This window comes from Sutcliffiella tianshenii (assembly GCF_016908565.1).
Taxonomy (GTDB): Bacteria; Bacillota; Bacilli; order Bacillales; family Bacillaceae_I; genus Sutcliffiella_A; species Sutcliffiella_A tianshenii.
Genome location: NZ_JAFBED010000017.1, coordinates 16,459 through 32,654, shown reverse-complemented (window position 1 = coordinate 32,654; position 16,196 = coordinate 16,459). Strand labels below are relative to the sequence as shown.

The 16,196-nt window shown below is 45.0% G+C and carries 16 protein-coding genes; all 16 read right to left on the bottom strand.

Features of this window, described 5'->3' with window-relative positions; genetic code table 11:
- Nucleotides 1-18: 18 nt before the first annotated feature.
- The 16 genes from JOC95_RS20430 to veg all read right to left on the bottom strand — a co-directional run bounded on the left by JOC95_RS20430 (nucleotide 19) and on the right by veg (nucleotide 16,158).
- Nucleotides 19-288 carry an RNA-binding S4 domain-containing protein gene (locus JOC95_RS20430; protein WP_204419934.1) on the bottom strand — a complete coding sequence of 90 codons (270 nt, stop codon included), beginning with the start codon at nucleotides 286-288 and terminating at the stop codon, nucleotides 19-21.
- A 30-nt stretch (nucleotides 289-318) separates the two neighbouring features.
- A complete protein-coding gene (gene yabN / locus JOC95_RS20425; RefSeq protein ID WP_204419933.1) occupies nucleotides 319-1,782 on the bottom strand; it encodes a bifunctional methyltransferase/pyrophosphohydrolase YabN in 1,464 nt (487 codons plus the stop codon).
- 13 nt (nucleotides 1,783-1,795) lie between these two features.
- Nucleotides 1,796-3,388, bottom strand: coding sequence for a putative polysaccharide biosynthesis protein (locus JOC95_RS20420; RefSeq protein WP_204419930.1), 1,593 nt, complete (start codon nucleotides 3,386-3,388; stop codon nucleotides 1,796-1,798).
- 719 nt (nucleotides 3,389-4,107) lie between these two features.
- On the bottom strand, nucleotides 4,108-4,644 hold the full coding sequence (gene spoVT, locus JOC95_RS20415) for a stage V sporulation protein T (RefSeq protein ID WP_204419928.1): 537 nt from the start codon (nucleotides 4,642-4,644) through the stop codon (nucleotides 4,108-4,110).
- A 206-nt stretch (nucleotides 4,645-4,850) separates the two neighbouring features.
- Nucleotides 4,851-8,384 (bottom strand): transcription-repair coupling factor, encoded by a 3,534-nt coding sequence (gene mfd / locus JOC95_RS20410; protein ID WP_239583052.1) that lies wholly within the window; start codon nucleotides 8,382-8,384, stop codon nucleotides 4,851-4,853.
- 88 nt (nucleotides 8,385-8,472) lie between these two features.
- Nucleotides 8,473-8,703: an anti-sigma-F factor Fin gene (locus JOC95_RS20405; RefSeq protein ID WP_204419917.1), complete on the bottom strand. Its 231-nt coding sequence runs from the start codon at nucleotides 8,701-8,703 to the stop codon at nucleotides 8,473-8,475.
- 63 nt (nucleotides 8,704-8,766) lie between these two features.
- Nucleotides 8,767-9,327: an aminoacyl-tRNA hydrolase gene (gene pth / locus JOC95_RS20400; RefSeq protein ID WP_338083129.1), complete on the bottom strand. Its 561-nt coding sequence runs from the start codon at nucleotides 9,325-9,327 to the stop codon at nucleotides 8,767-8,769.
- Between the two features lie 212 nt (nucleotides 9,328-9,539).
- Nucleotides 9,540-10,187 carry a 50S ribosomal protein L25/general stress protein Ctc gene (locus JOC95_RS20395; RefSeq protein WP_204419912.1) on the bottom strand — a complete coding sequence of 216 codons (648 nt, stop codon included), beginning with the start codon at nucleotides 10,185-10,187 and terminating at the stop codon, nucleotides 9,540-9,542.
- An 83-nt stretch (nucleotides 10,188-10,270) separates the two neighbouring features.
- Nucleotides 10,271-11,224, bottom strand: a complete 954-nt coding sequence (locus JOC95_RS20390; RefSeq protein WP_204419910.1) for a ribose-phosphate diphosphokinase — start codon at nucleotides 11,222-11,224, stop codon at nucleotides 10,271-10,273.
- Nucleotides 11,225-11,242: 18 nt separating this feature from the next.
- Nucleotides 11,243-12,619 (bottom strand): bifunctional UDP-N-acetylglucosamine diphosphorylase/glucosamine-1-phosphate N-acetyltransferase GlmU, encoded by a 1,377-nt coding sequence (gene glmU, locus JOC95_RS20385; RefSeq protein WP_204419908.1) that lies wholly within the window; start codon nucleotides 12,617-12,619, stop codon nucleotides 11,243-11,245.
- Between the two features lie 210 nt (nucleotides 12,620-12,829).
- Complete coding sequence (gene spoVG, locus JOC95_RS20380; protein WP_010191385.1) at nucleotides 12,830-13,120, bottom strand: septation regulator SpoVG; 291 nt, start codon at nucleotides 13,118-13,120, stop codon at nucleotides 12,830-12,832.
- Between the two features lie 128 nt (nucleotides 13,121-13,248).
- Entirely contained in the window at nucleotides 13,249-13,623 is a 375-nt protein-coding gene (locus JOC95_RS20375) for a RidA family protein (RefSeq protein ID WP_204419906.1), read from the bottom strand.
- A gap of 15 nt (nucleotides 13,624-13,638) precedes the next feature.
- Nucleotides 13,639-14,481, bottom strand: coding sequence for a pur operon repressor (gene purR / locus JOC95_RS20370; RefSeq protein ID WP_204419904.1), 843 nt, complete (start codon nucleotides 14,479-14,481; stop codon nucleotides 13,639-13,641).
- A gap of 57 nt (nucleotides 14,482-14,538) precedes the next feature.
- Complete coding sequence (ispE, locus tag JOC95_RS20365) at nucleotides 14,539-15,408, bottom strand: 4-(cytidine 5'-diphospho)-2-C-methyl-D-erythritol kinase (protein ID WP_204419984.1); 870 nt, start codon at nucleotides 15,406-15,408, stop codon at nucleotides 14,539-14,541.
- Nucleotides 15,409-15,585: 177 nt separating this feature from the next.
- On the bottom strand, nucleotides 15,586-15,768 hold the full coding sequence (locus tag JOC95_RS20360; RefSeq protein ID WP_204419901.1) for a small, acid-soluble spore protein, alpha/beta type: 183 nt from the start codon (nucleotides 15,766-15,768) through the stop codon (nucleotides 15,586-15,588).
- A gap of 126 nt (nucleotides 15,769-15,894) precedes the next feature.
- On the bottom strand, nucleotides 15,895-16,158 hold the full coding sequence (gene veg, locus JOC95_RS20355) for a biofilm formation stimulator Veg (RefSeq protein ID WP_078378395.1): 264 nt from the start codon (nucleotides 16,156-16,158) through the stop codon (nucleotides 15,895-15,897).
- Between the last annotated feature and the right edge of the window lie 38 nt (nucleotides 16,159-16,196).

The window sequence follows — 16,196 nt, the reverse complement described above, 5'->3', positions numbered from 1 at the left end:
AGAACAAGCCTGCCATTCCTATTCCTCGCTTTGTGTGACTCTCTCTTCTTTTATAATGGTATACATCATGGTCGCTTCTTCTTTCTTCGCTGTTTCCTGCACATGGTCGATCGATGCCGTCACGATTTTCTGTCCAAAATGGATCGTCAGCTCATCACCGGCTTTTACATTGCTGCTCGCCTTCGCCTGAACGCCATTGATGGAAATTCGTCCTTGCTCCGCCACTTCCTTTGCAAGTGTACGACGCTTGATGATACGGGATACTTTTAAAAATTTATCTAAACGCATAAATATTTCCCCCTGTTTTATAGGCTGTCTTTATAAACCAAGCTTCTTCGCTTCATTCCAGATCTCATCCAGCTGTTCAAGCGATAGTGCTTCGAATTCCAGCCCTAACTCTTTTACCTTTTTTTCAATAAAAGTAAACCTGCGATAGAATTTGCGATTGGTTGCTGAAACCGCTTCTTCCGGATCTATTTTATAGAATCTAGCTATATTCACCAACGCGAAAAGGATATCGCCGAACTCCGCTTCGACTTTTTCCGTGCTGCCGCTCTTTGCTATTTCTTCCTTCAGCTCTTGGATTTCTTCTGAGACCTTGTCCCACATAGGTGCTACGTCGGCCCAGTCAAATCCCACTTTCGCAGCCTTTTTCTGGTACTGATAGGCCTTGGTCAAATTTGGCAGTCCTTTAGCCACGGCATCAAGAATGGATTGCTCCGCCCTTTCCTCTTTTTCGGCCTTTTTGATCTGCTCCCAGTTGCTTACCACTTCATCTGCATCTTCGACAGAGACATCGCCGAACACATGGGGATGCCTGCGGATCATCTTCTCATTTACGCCTTCAATGACATCCTCTATAGTGAAGTAGCCCTCATCTTCCCCGATTTGTGCATGCAGCATCACCTGGAGCAATACATCCCCTAGCTCCTCCATGATCCCGTCCACATCACCTTCATCTATGGCGTCTATCAATTCATACGCTTCTTCGATCAGGTACTTCTTCAAGGATTCGTGCGTCTGCTTCTGATCCCATGGGCAGCCATTAGGCCCCCTTAGGATCGCGATCGTTTGGCGGAAATGGGTGAATTGCTTGTACAAGAGACTGTCCTCTTTTACCGGTGGTACATAAACACTTGTAAGATTGTTGATTTCTGCTACACGGTCAAGTTCATATAAAGGAACCTTCGTTATTTTCTCCTGTGAAGATCCTGCTGCAGTCACAATCGTGACAGGATAATCATCAGGCAGGATATCCATCAAAGTCAGTTTTACTTCAGAGGCAATGAACGCGTCATACACCTGACAGAATATCATGTGTTGCGTTGGTACGATCGCCTCTTTGACAAGTGAGGTCGCATCATGGAACTGAAAGCCTTCGATCGGATCCATTCCCACTGCCGTGAACATCGGATCGAGAAAACTTTGTCCACCTTTTATATCGAGTGCTATCTCATTATTATTAGCCTTCTCCAGCAAAAGCTGAACGGTCCGCTCCGCTACGAGCGGATGGCCCGGTACGGCATAGACTATTTCCTTTTCTTTGCTTTCTTCCACCAGTATCCCTGTAATTTCTTCATATACATCCTCAAAGGAATCATGCTTTTCATAAACACTGTCAAAGGATGTAAAGGATAGGTTTTCTTTTGTCAGCTCCTGGATGACTGGATGTTCTTTCGTTCTCAGGTACAGGTGTTCACTGGAAATCAGCTTCTTATAAATGCCCATTGGAAGCTGTTCAAGATCACCAGCGCCCAAACCTAGTACAGTTATCTTCGCCATTTTTTCACCAACTCTATTTGATTAGTTTGCCGAGCTTCTTTCCCAAAGGCAGGAAGGAAAGCTCCGTTTTTGTAAAATAATTATTTTTTATCAACACAAACAGGAACACAATACCACCAAGCATGACCCCGATTAAGCTCTGTGCTGAAGCCAAAAGGCGGTTTGAACCGACTAGTGCAAGGCTTCCCTCCAAGAAAACTGCGAGCGTCGCTGACATAAGGGCGATACTCACGAGGAGTGGATATATGTATGCTTTCTCCATTATGGTTATGCCTGTTTTCCTTTTTATCTCCAATAGCAGGCCGCTTGCCACCACGCCGCTTGCCAGTAGCGTACTGAGTGCCGCACCCATTGTCTGGGATCCAGGTATGAAAGCGACGTTCAGCAGAATTTTCACCAACACTCCAGCAAGTACATAGAAGGCCGGCAGATAGGCATGTCCAAGACCCTGCAAAATTGCGGACGCCGTAAGCGCGATAGAGCAGAAAAGGATGGAAAATCCTAATACCAATAATACACCAGATCCATTTCCATTGGAAAACAGCATCGTATTTACAGGCCAGATCAGCCACGCCAAGCCGACGGAAGCTGCTGCCCCGATTGCAATGCTTACCCGGATCGATATCATCATTTTATCTTTCATCTCACTCAAGGACCCATGTGTCTTTGCCCTTGTAATATAAGGGACCAGTGATAAAGAAAAAGCTGTTGCCACAACCGTCCCGAGTTGGATCAAGGGCTGGCCCCGATCATATATGCCTTTGAGGAGCTTGGCCTCATCAGGCGAACTGCCGTTTTCGACTAAATAGGCATAGACGGAAAAGGAGTCCACCATTTGAAAAAGCACGAGCAATAGACTGCTGATGCAAATAGTAAATCCTTGGAGCACAAGAGCCCTGACTATGCTCCCCGTAGAGAAGAATACAGGGGGATTCTTTTGATGTTTAACTGTCGCTTGATGTCTATGATAAAAAAAGAACAGAACAGCAACAGCTGCCAGGCCGCCACCGACGGAACCAACCATGGCACCTGAGCCAACCTCGTATAAGGAATGGCCATGCTTCACAAGGTAATAAGAGAGCACAAGAATCGTACAAACCCGTATCAGCTGTTCACTTACCTGCGAAACAGCAGTTGGTGTCATTTCGCCCCTGCCTTGGAACATCCCCCTTCCAACAGAAAGAAAGGGCATGAGCAGAAAGGAAAAAGCGACTATTCCAATCAACTGCGTTAATTCTGAATCCCCCATCATCCCTGCCATTGCGTCCGCTCCAAAATAAAGAACCAAAAACAGAAGCCCTCCAAGGAAAAGGAGAAAAACAAAGGAAATGGTCCCGATCTTTTTGGCAGCTTCCGTTTTGTTCACTTCCGGATGCTCTGCAATGAGCTTCGATATGACCACCGGGAATCCATATGTAGAAAGAATGATGGCTATGCCGTAGAACGGATAGACCTGTTGATAAATATAAAAACCGACATCTCCCACAATATTCTGGAATGGGACCCTATATGCCGCACTCAATACTTTTACAAGTATCCCTGCTACCGTTAAGATCATGGCACCCTTCCAGATTGCTTCAAGATGATGGTCTGTCTGATGTTTCATTAAAGTACCCGCTTTCAACCTAATGTTCAATTGTATTATTGTACCATAAGAAAAGCATAAGCGCCTTGGTCACCCCCGACAAGCATAAGACAGTTTTCGGAGAAGGTTGCACTTTAACCTTCGCAGAAAAATCTCTTATGACCTCGAGTGGGTCACTCGTTTTCTCTTTTTGGCGGTTCCATTCCTCTGCTTTTAGACCATCATCTCTCTATTTTCTGTTTATCGCGGTCTCATTACACATCTTTGAGACCGTCATTTACTCTTTTCTACTTTATCGCAGTCTCATTCTACCTCTTTGAGACCGTCATTTACTCTTTTCTACTTTATCGCAGTCTCATTCTACCTCTTTGAGACCGTCATTTACTCTTTTCTCCTTTATCGCGGTCTCATCCTACCTCTTTGAGACCGTCATTTCCTCTTTTCTCCTTTATCGCGGTCTCATTCTACCTCTTTGAGACCGTCATTTACTCTTTTCTCCTTTATCGCGGTCTCATTCTACCTCTTTGAGACCGTCATTTACTCTTTTCTCCTTTATCGCTGTCCCATCCTACCTCTTTGAGACCGTCATTTCCTCTTTTCTCCTTTATCGCGGTCCCATTCTACCTCTTTGAAACCGTCATTTCCTCTTTTCTCCTTTACCGCGGTCCCATTACACCTCTTACAGACCGTAAAAAGCAAAAAGAAGCAGCAGAACGCCTCTGCTGCTTCCAATTACGATATTATTGCTCCATCTGCCTTGCCAAGAAGCCTGCAGCCGTTTCCACAGCCTTTTGTTCCACTTCTCCCAGCGACTTGTCCTTGGACATGATTACCACAGCTCCAATTGGATCTCCATTCGCAACGATCGGTCCAATCGTATAGGATGCGAGGGATTCAACATGACCATCCACAATTGCCAGCTGCTGCTCATCTGTTTTCAATACGGAATTGCGTTCTTCCATGGATTTCTCCACTACATCGCTGACACTCTTATTGAGATACTCCTTCTTGGAGCCGCCAGCTACCGCAATGAACGTATCGCGATCACAGATTAATACAGGGTGTCCTAAACTATCGTACAGAGCCTCAGCATATTCTCTTGCGAAATCACCTAGCTCTGAAATAGGAGAGTACTTCTTAAGAATTACTTCTCCATCCCGATCGACAAAAATCTCCAACGGGTCACCCTCACGAATGCGTAACGTTCTTCTGATTTCTTTGGGAATTACAACTCGACCTAGATCATCAATACGACGTACAATACCAGTTGCTTTCATTTCTTAGGTTGCCTCCTTCATCCGATGATAAAAAGAGATGAGTTAAATTGGTGGAATTGATCAAGATGTCCTGCTTTTGAAGAATTCACCATTTGTTGAAATTAGTATCCTTCACACCGTAAGTTATATACATGTTGGAAAAGTTTTTTTTAGTTTGTAAAATCCCCCAGTATTTATATAGACAAGATTTCACATACTTAAACCTTTTACGATGCATTAACACTTTCTTTTTTCACATTCTCTAGTCCTTTTATCATGGATATGGCAACCTCGATCCACTTATCCGGCTCTGTCCGTTTCGTTTGGATGACGATCTTCAGCCTCTTTCCTTCCATGCCAAGGCTGACCATCCGCCCAAATTCATTTCCAAGCAAAAAGAGCTTCTGCCCGTCGATATCATTACTTGCCTCTTCGGAAATCAGTAAGACCAATTCCTGCTTTGTCTGCTTGATCGAATCCACTTTCTCCTTCAAGCCATATACTTTCATTTCCGACACCAAGAAGAGATACTCGACTTCCTGCGGATACTCTCCGAACCGGTCCTTCATCTCATCCCGCAGTTCGTTCAGGTCCTCCGGCGACTCTATGCCACGGAAGCGTTTATACATATCGATTTTTTGCTTGCTGTCCCCTATATATGATTCAGGGATGTAGGCATCAAGCTCGACATCGATTTCCATAGTGCGCTGTTTCTTCTTTTCAGGATTCCCTTTTCGCTGTTCGATGGCATCCTTGAGCATCTGAGAGTACATGTCAAATCCGACCGAGTCGATAAACCCGTGCTGCTGGGCTCCAAGAAGGTTTCCGGCGCCACGGATCGATAGGTCACGCATGGCTATCTTAAATCCTGAACCAAGCTCTGTGAACTCTTTGATGGATTGAAGGCGTTTTTCAGCAACCTCTGTCAACACTTTGTCTTTTCTATAGGTGAAGTAGGCATAGGCCACCCTGTTGGATCTTCCTACCCTTCCTCTCAGCTGGTAAAGCTGTGATAGGCCCATTCTGTCCGCGTCAAAGACAATGAGCGTGTTCACATTCGGGATGTCCACCCCTGTTTCGATGATCGTGGTACTTACAAGGACCTCGGCCTCCCCTTCAAGGAATTGAAGCATCACCGATTCCAGCTCATTTTCCGTCATCTTCCCATGGGCATATACGACCCTTGCGTCCGGCACGAGCATCGAGATTTCGTCGGCTTTCCGTTCAATGTCCTCCACGCGATTATAAAGGAAATATACTTGACCCCCGCGGGCAAGCTCGCGTTCTATCGCTTCTTTTACTAGATTTCCATTATACTCCATGACATAGGTCTGGACCGGGAATCGGTTCTCAGGAGGTGTTTCGATGACCGACAAATCCCGGACCCCGAGCATGGACATATGCAGCGTCCGCGGGATAGGTGTGGCAGTCAGGGTCAATACGTCTATATTAGCCTTCAACTGCTTGATTTTTTCTTTATGCGTCACCCCGAAGCGCTGTTCTTCATCGATGATCAATAAACCCAGGTCCTGATATTTCACATCTTTTGAAAGCAATCTATGCGTTCCTATGACAATATCGACCGTACCATTTGCAAGCCCCTTCATCGTTTCCGTCTGCTGCTTTCTTGATCGGAAGCGGCTCAACAGCCCGATATTGATCGGGAAGTCCTGAAAACGCTCCCGGATCGTCTCATAGTGCTGTTGCGCAAGGATGGTCGTCGGCACAAGGATGGCAACCTGTTTCTCATCCACGATCGCCTTGAAGGCTGCCCGTATCGCCACCTCCGTCTTGCCGTACCCGACATCCCCGCATAATAGACGGTCCATCGGGCGAGTCCGCTCCATATCGAGCTTTATCTCATGGATAGAACGTACTTGGTCCTCTGTTTCCTGATAAGGGAAACTAGCCTCAAAGTCCCTTTGCATTTCTCCATCAGGCGAGAAGGAGAAGCCCTCACTTGCCTCGCGTTCTGCATAAAGCTTGATCAGGTCGTCAGCAATATCCTGGACGGATGATTCCACCTTGGATTTCACTTTCTTCCAATCTGTTCCCCCAAGCTTGTAGACTTTAGGTTCCTTGCCTTCGGATCCCACATATTTCTGCACCTGATCAATCTGTTCTACCGGAACATAAAGCTTATCAGAGCCCTGGTACTTGATGTGGATATAGTCTTTGTGAAGACCATTGATATCAAGCGTCTCTATTCCTAAATACTTCCCAATCCCGTGATTGATATGAACTACATAATCCCCGACATTCAATTCGGAGTAGTTTTTTATCCGTTCTGCATTGGAAAGCTTCTGCCTGTTCTTTGGCTTTTTCGCTTTCTTTTTAAACAACTCTTCTTCTGTCAGTACTGCGAGCTTCTGCATCGGCAGCTCAAAGCCCGACTGGAGATCACCCTCTATGATTTGGACCTCACCATGGGAGAAGCCGGATCCGCCAGAGAGCTTTCTGACATCCACCTCATAATCAGCCAGGACAGATTCCAATTTATCCATCCGCTCCTCATTGGATGCCATGACGACGATCGCATAATTCGCCTTTCTCCAGCGATCTATTTCCGATTTCAACAAATGCATCTGACCATGGAAATGCTGCATCGACTTTGATGATAGATTGATCAGATTTTCCGGATGGGTATGCGGGACATGCCTTAGAAATAAGGACAAATATATGAAAGGCAGTTTTTTGCTATGAACCAGCTGTGCAAAGGAATGCGAGAATTTCAGGTCGTGAACGGCCTTTCCTTCCGCCAAAAGCTCCACCAGCCATTCTGCTTCCTCTTTATCAAGGCTCTCTGCCGTTTCCTGGATGCGGCTGATTTCATCCAGCACCACAACCCCGTTTTCCGGAACAAAATCTAGTAAACTAGCTGGCTTTTCATAGAAGATACTAAGGTATTTATACAGCTCAGAAAACACCTGACCATTATCCAGCTGTTCTAGCTCATAGGTGATATTTTCCATCAAAAGCTGCTTTACCTTGTCGTTTTTCACTTTAGCAACCGATTTCGAAAGCTCCTTCTGGAGTAGCTCCCTGCCTCTTTCAAGCTCTTCATTTGTGAGGAGGATCTCTGTGGCAGGGCCGATTGCAATACTTTCCTTGTGCGCTTGCGACCGTTGATCCTCGACAGAGAAGGAACGGATCGATTCCACCTCATCATCAAACAGTTCGATTCGGACAGCCAGCTCTTCTGTAAGCGGATAGATATCGATAATGCCGCCACGGATGCTGAAGTCTCCCGGTGTCGCTACCATCCCCACCCTTTGGTAGCCAAAACGCACCAACCGGTCCGCCAGATTATCAAGGGGGATGGTTTTGTTCACTTCTATATGAAGCAAGGAATGCTGCCATTTAACCTTAGAAGGAAGCATCCTTTTTAATCCTGCAATCGGGGTAATGATAATTCCGTTGTTTTTTGTCGCCCAGTGATTCAGGGCTTCAATTCTCTGTGCTTTCAGTTCAGGGCTCGCGATTCCGATTTCTGCCGCGAGAACGTCATTGACCGGATACAGGTACAATTCGTCCTCCGGCAGGAAGCTTGCAAGGTCATCATAAACCTTTTGGGCGTGATACAGATTATGCGTCACCAATAGGACCGGCGCTTTTCTCTCCTCATATAAGGATGCGATAAACAGGGATCTCGCGGAATTTGATATACCGGAAACAAGCTGCTCTTCCAACCCTTCGTTTATTCCTGCCAATATCGACTCAAAATCTTCGTTTTCTGTAAAATATGGAATAAAACCTTTCAAGGCACTACCCCCTCCTCTCCTGATAAAAGTGCTCTGTTCTGAACACATATACGCAAAAAGGCCTTGGCATCAAACCAAAGCGTTTTTATTATTGTATGAAGCTCTCTGTTTCATGCCAGGATGGATTTCGCTCAAGCGCTTCCTGACAATCTTCACATATGGTTTTAACATGTATATCACCGTTTTGTTGGTATGCGATCATTTCCTGCCGTTCTGAATCTGTCAATTGGTGAAATCCCAATTGTTCTGTATAGACCGATTTATTCTCAATCGAACCGACTCTATGTCCGCAATGCCTGCAATTATAATGAATAGCCACTGTTTTCCTCCTAGCCCATTCGTTTTAGGAATAGTATGAACAGGGGCTCTCATTGTTATACAATTATTGGTTAAATGTATTCATCACTTGCAGAAAGTCTTTGGATAGAGCCTCTTCGCATGCTTCAGCCGCTTTTTTGACGGTGGCATCGATGTCCGGGCGTTCTTCCTTGGAGAACCTGCCCAATACGTAGTCCGAAATGGATTGGCCGTTTGTCGGGCGATCTATTCCCATCCGGATGCGGTTAAAGTTCTGCGTCTGCAGGTGGGCAATCAAGGACTTGATACCATTGTGTCCTCCAGCGCTACCCTTCTGGCGCAATCTCAGTTTTCCGACAGGAAGATCCAGATCATCATAAATGACAACAAGATCCTCTATTTCCAGTTTATAAAAGTCCAGTAAAGGACGAACGGTTTCACCTGAAAGGTTCATGTATGTAAGGGGCTTTACCAGCAATACCTTTTCCCCATTTACCACTCCTTGGCCGAATATCCCTTTGAATTTTGATTGGGTCAAGGGTATGCTCCAGCGGTCCGCTAACTCATCTATGACCATAAAGCCGATATTATGCCTTGTTTCTTCATATTGGCGGCCCGGGTTCCCTAAGCCTACTAGAACTTTCATTTTTTCTCCTCCTGATGCAACTGCCTCTTCCTCTTTTGCAAAGAGCGACCGAAAGAATTTTTTCATCCAAGGCCTCCATAAATTAGTAAGGTATCTCTATTTTAACACAAGAAGGGGGGCACTATTACATTTCTGCTTTCGTAAGCTTTCAACATATTCTGCAAAAAAGCATTAAGTTCAGCCAACCAGAGAAAAGACGCAACCCCCAGGGGTTACGCCTCATCTTCTGAATCGTTATTATTTTCTCTGCCTTCGACACGTTCAGGTTCACCTGGTTCCTGTTCTTCCCCACTGTCGATTTCTTCTTCCTGACGTGGAGGAAGGATGGACGCAATCACTTCGTCGTCCTCATGGTTGAACTTATATTTTCCTGAAGTATCCAAGTCGCCAAAAGTAATGGTTTCATTTACCTGCAGGTTCGAAACATCCACTTCGATGCTATCTGGCACATCGCCAGGCAGTACCTTTACAGATGCTTCGTGAAGTACCTGTTGCAGCACTCCTCCATCCTTCACTCCCGCAGCGTCCCCTGTAACATGTACAGTAACATCTACATCGATTTCGGATTTGAAGTTTACCACATGGAAATCCAAGTGGACGAATTCCATACTTTTTAATGGGTCTACCTGATAGTCATACAGCATCACTTTTCGTTTATCGGAACCGATTTCCAGATCGATGATGCCGTTTCTTCCGGTTTCCCTGATTGTTTTAATGAAATCCTTGCTATCGACACTGATTGATTTGTTCTCCGTGTCGTTCCCATATACAACCGCTGGAATTTGGCCTTCCTCACGGGTTTTTCTTCTTGAAGATTTTTTGAATTCCGTACGCTCATTTGCATGTAATACTGAAGTCATCTAATCACCTTCCTGGGAAAATATATTACTTGTCTCTCTAACAATTTCCCCTATTTCCAGAAGGTTAAACCTAAAATCTCCAATTAATCAAATAACGTGCTGACCGATTTCTCTTCATGGACACGTACAATTGCTTCTGCAATCAACTCTGCCACTGAAAGTTGCGTCAATTTATCGATTTTCTTGTCTTCAGCAAGCGCGATGGTATTTGTCACAACCAACTCTTTGATCTGGGAGTTTTCGATGCGCTCGATGGCCGGCCCAGAAAGGACTGGATGTGTACAACACGCATACACTTCTCTTGCTCCATTTTCGATGAGGGCATTCGCCGCAAGTGTGATGGTACCAGCAGTATCAATCATGTCATCAATTAAAATAGCCGTTCTTCCTTCAATATGACCAACGATGTTCATTACTTCCGCAACATTCGGACGCGGTCTGCGTTTATCGATGATGGCAATTGGAGCTTTCAGGCGATCAGCCAGCTTTCTTGCTCTTGTCACCCCACCATGGTCAGGTGATACGATAACTAGATCCTCTAGGTTCTTGCTTTGGAAATACTCAGCCAAAATAGGTACACCCATTAGGTGGTCAATGAGGATATCAAAGAAACCTTGAATCTGTGGTGCATGAAGATCAAGTGTAATGACACGGTCTGCCCCGGCAGTTTCTAGAAGGTTCGCTACAAGCTTTGCCGTAATCGGCTCACGCGCTCTCGCCTTTCTGTCCTGTCTGCCATAGCCGTAATAAGGCATCACGATGTTGATTGTTTTGGCTGATGCACGTTTCAATGCATCAATCATGATCAAGGTTTCCATGATGTGCTCATTTACAGGCGCACTTGTGGATTGGATCACATACACATCACAACCGCGGATGCTTTCTTCAATATTGATTTGAACCTCTCCGTCACTGAAGCGTGACACAGAACACTTTCCGATAGGAACCCCTACCTTGGTTGCAATTTCTTCCGCCAAGGCTGTATTTGAATTCAGAGTAAATATTTTTAAGTTAGAGTCGGCATATTTATTAGACATGATTACATGAACCCTCCGTTAGGATTTTTTATTATGAATCTTTTCTGCGTAATTCTCTTTATTCACTTGACGTGCACGTGCGATGGATAATGCTTGACCCGGAACATCCTGTGTAATGGTCGATCCCGCCGCCACATAGGCATTGGTCCCGATTGTTACAGGTGCAACCAGGTTGGAGTTGCATCCTACAAACACTCCATCCTCGATTTTCGTTAAGTATTTATTTTTCCCATCATAGTTTACGGTAATCGAACCACAGCCAAGATTTACATCTTTTCCTACTTCTGCATCACCGATATAGCTTAGGTGAGAGGCTTTGCTTCCATCTCCAAATGTAGCTTTTTTCACTTCGACGAAGTTACCTAACTTCACTTCGTTCCCGATTTTGGAGTCAGGTCGCACATGTGCGAAAGGACCGATATTTACATCATTCCCAATTTCACTATCATGAGTGACCGATTGACGGATGGAAGTGCGATCGCCGATTTGGCAGTCCTTGATCTCCGAGTTCGGTCCAACTACACAATCTTCTCCAATAACAGTTGCGCCATGGATGACTGTGCCAGGATATATCACCGTATCTCTCCCAATCACAGCATCTACAGAGATATAAGTGTTAGAAGGGTCGATGATGCTGACGCCATTGATCATGTGCTTTTTGTTGATTCGCTTTTTCATGGTAGCTTCCGCTTGAGATAGAGCGACGCGGTCATTTACTCCCAGCGTTTCATCAAAGTCCAATGTTTGATAGGCGGAAACGATATCTCCTTTTTCTTTAAGGATTTCAATTACATCCGGCAGGTAGTATTCCCCTTGGACATTGTCGTTGGAAACATTGCTGAGCGCTGTAAATAGCGCTTCGTTATCAAAGCAGTATGTGCCTGTATTGATTTCTGTGACTTTACGCTCTTCTTCACTTGCATCCTTATGCTCCACGATCTTACCTACATGACCTTCGCTGTTGCGGATGATACGGCCGTATCCGGTAGGGTCTTCCGCATATGCAGTAAGGATGGTTGCCTTTGCCCCCGTATTTTGGTGCAAGTCCAGCAATTCCTGCATGGTTTCAGGAGTGATAAGAGGAGTGTCACCGCATATGACCAGGGTTACGCCCTTTTTATCTTTTAAAATAGGTGCTGCTTGCATGACAGCGTGAGCCGTACCGAGTTGTTCTTCCTGTAGTACATATTCACTTCTGCTGCCAAGATGGCTCTTGACCGTTTCTGCCCCATGTCCCACGACAGTAACGATGCTCTCAAAGTTCAATGCAGAAACATGATCCACGACGTGTTGGACCATCGGCTTGCCACATACAGGATGCAATACTTTATATAATTTGGATTTCATCCGAGTGCCTTGCCCAGCTGCTAAAATTACGGCATAACGATTTATCATAACAAGCCTCCATTTTTACCTAATTATCCATTACGAATATATCTTAAAATGAGGGCTATTTCAAGGAAGTACGCGAAAGTACAATATTTTGACAAAAAGAGGACAGATTTTGAGTGGGTGGGTTGAGGATGATCGAGGTGTTTTATCAAGTGCTTTTTTACAAAAAAAAGAAAAGCAGGGCAATGTTGATCGCCTGCTTTGCTCTATTGATTAAGAAGCGCCTGCTTCTTCGTATTCTACTTCCAGTTCGCCTAAACGATGATACTCGGCCAAGACCGCTTCCTGGATCTTTCCGCGAGTGCCTGAATTGATAGGGTGCGCGATATCGCGGAACTCTCCATCAGGCGTACGTTTACTAGGCATCGCAACAAATAAGCCATTGTTCCCATCGATTACACGAATATCATGAACAACAAATTCATGGTCAAGTGTAATAGACGCGATAGCTCTCATGCGACCATCGGTATTAACGCGGCGTAATCTTACGTCAGTTACTTCCATTCTGTTCACCACCTTTTCCCCAATAAAAAAACTTAGTATTATAAATTCTCTAAATTTTTAATAATTCCTTCTTATTTCAAAAATATTTTTTGAAAATTTTGGGCGAATTGGTGAAAAAAGAATAGATACTATTTTACTAGCGCGATTACTTCGATTTCTACAAGGACATCTTTCGGCAGTCGGGCTACCTCTACACATGATCTTGCAGGTTTATGTGTGTGGAAATACTCGCCATACACTTCATTGATCTGTTGGAATTCATCCATGTTTTTTATGAATACAGTAGCTTTTACGACAGTTTCAAGGGAAGCACCCGCTTCAGCCAATACGGCCTTCAGGTTTTGAAACACTTGATGTGTCTGTTCCTTCACATCTCCGTTTAACAGTTCCCCATCCGCTTTTAATGGAATTTGTCCGGAGCTGTAAAATAAATTGTTCACAACAATACCTTGAGAGTATGGTCCTATTGCTTTTGGCGCATTGTCAGTATGCACGACTTTCATATTCACACACCTCTATCATTTTAAATTAGTGTTCGTTTTGACGTGCTGCAGATAGTTGCCTTTCTGCACTTCGATTTGACGATCCTTTTCATTTACCTTTTCAAGCTTCACCAAGGACACGTAATCCTCGATCAGGCGTTCTTCGATATGCTCCGATTCTACCAGGATCCCGATCCCCGCCACATTGGCCTGGAATTCTGCCAGCAGGTTGACCATTCCGCTCACGGTGCCGCCTGCCTTCATGAAATCATCGATGATCAGGACATTTGAACCTGTTGCCAGGCTTCGTTTCGCCAGGACCATCGTCTGGATCCTTTTGGAGGAACCTGATACATAGTTGATGCTTACCGTAGAGCCTTCCGTTACCCTGCTGTCTCTTCTGACGATCACTACAGGTACATCCAGGTAGCTCGCAACCGCATGGGCAAGAGGAATGCCTTTGGTGGCCATCGTCATGACGATATCCACTTTTTTGTGACTAAAGGCTGTGGCAAACATTTTTCCGACTTTGTTCAGCACTTTTGGATTACCCAATATATCGGTCATATACAGGTATCCACCGGGCAGCAGCCTTTCCGGTTTGGCGATGATGGTACATAGCTCCTCCAGGTAAGCTTCTGCCTCTTCATTGCTGACAAATGGAATATATTTCACACCACCGGCAGCTCCTGGTACCGTAATGAGGGTCCCGATTCCCTGCTGTTCAAAAGTCTGTTTGATGATTCCCAGGTCTTCACTGATGGATGATTTCGCAGAACCGTATCTGTCAGCAAAGAAGGAAAGTGGTACAAGGCCTTGCGGATGCTGCAGCATATAATGCGTCATATCCACAAGACGACCACTTCGACGTAATTTCATGACTTTTCCTCCTAAAATCCGAATATTTTAATGTAAATATAACATTAATATACGGATTTAATCAAGGGTGTTTCGCTCTCCAAGCACTCGCACGGCAAATACCTGATCACAGAATCCCCTTAGGCCATTATAAATGCGGTGCATTCTGGAATCGTACTGTACAATCCCGAACACGGTCGGCCCGCTCCCGCTCATCAGCACAGCATCAGCACCGAATTTTTTCATCTGATCCTTGATATGTGCCACTTCCGGATAAAGCTTCAGGGTAACAGATTCCAATACGTTGCCGACCAGTCCTGTCATCCGGTCATAATCGTTTTCCTGTATCGCCGCTATCATGCCATCTACATCAGGATGAGACACCTTTGTCAAATCCAGGTTGTTGTAGACTTCTGCTGTGGATACACCGATTGTCGGCTTGGCAAGGACAATCCAGCTATGTGGAGGTGCGGGCAGATGCTCCACGATCTCCCCGCGTCCAGTAGCGAGGGCCGTTCCCCCGTATACACAGAAAGAGACATCCGATCCGATTTCGGCACCGATCACCGCAAGCTCGTCCAGCGTAAGCCCTAATTTCCACAACCTATTCAACCCTCTGAGCGTTGCCGCTGCATCACTGCTTCCACCGGCCAATCCTGCAGCAACAGGAATCATTTTGGTAATCGCAATCGACACTCCCTTGTCCACCTTGAATCTCTGCTTTAAGAGAGAGGCTGCCTGGTAAGCAAGATTCCGATTATCGTCCGGTACATAACGGTTATGGGAAATAATATGGATCTGACCATCATTTCTTTCTGTCAGCTCAATGCGATCAGCCAAATCGATGGTGGTCATGATCATCTTTACTTCATGAAAGCCGTCCGGACGCTTATGTAGCACATCTAGCGATAAGTTGATTTTCGCTGGCGCTTTTTCTAACAGTCTCACTTTCTTCACCTACTTTTATCGTCTCCAATTATTTCTGTATTGTACCACATTTTGATGTAGAAATATCTCATATTATGTCAAATATTATGCCACTTAAAAAAGTGCACCATATCAACCGGCATTTTCCCTTTATCGTGAAAAAACCGAAGTGTCTCGCACTCCGGTTTTGACTGTGTGTCACTTAGGTTGATTTTGTCCTAATTGTCTCTCCGCAAGTTCAATGGCCCGTTTGACCATATTGCCTGCATCCTTGGCGCGAATGGCGCCCCAACCTTCCTGCTGCACCACATCATAGAAGCCAAGCTCTTTTGCAAGTTCCTCTTTCAGCTGGTAAGACATCATTCCACGTCTTCTGCCCAAAATGAACAGCCCCCTTTATGATTTTAATGGTGACAGTATTAGTATAGGTACCAATCAGTCCTTTTATAAGCGGATATATATGTATGGGGATTTTTTGGGCAAAATAAAAAGCAGCAAACTATTTGTCTACTGCCCACTAATTGCCATATTGCCTTCTTCGAAGAATGTAAGTTGTACCGTTTCTGTGAGGACATCTGCATAGCTGTAGGATACGCGTTCAAAAGCATTTTCGTCTTGATCTAGTTCTATTACAAATACAGATGGATAAGTCTCTGCCAAAACCCCAATGCGCTCAATCGTCTTTCTCCGACCACCGTTTGCACGAAGAGTTAACTTTTTTCCTAAATTAGAATCTAACGTCCTTTTGATATCAACCAACGTTTTTCCCATTTCACTCCACCTCACTATACTATACATAGTATAACACA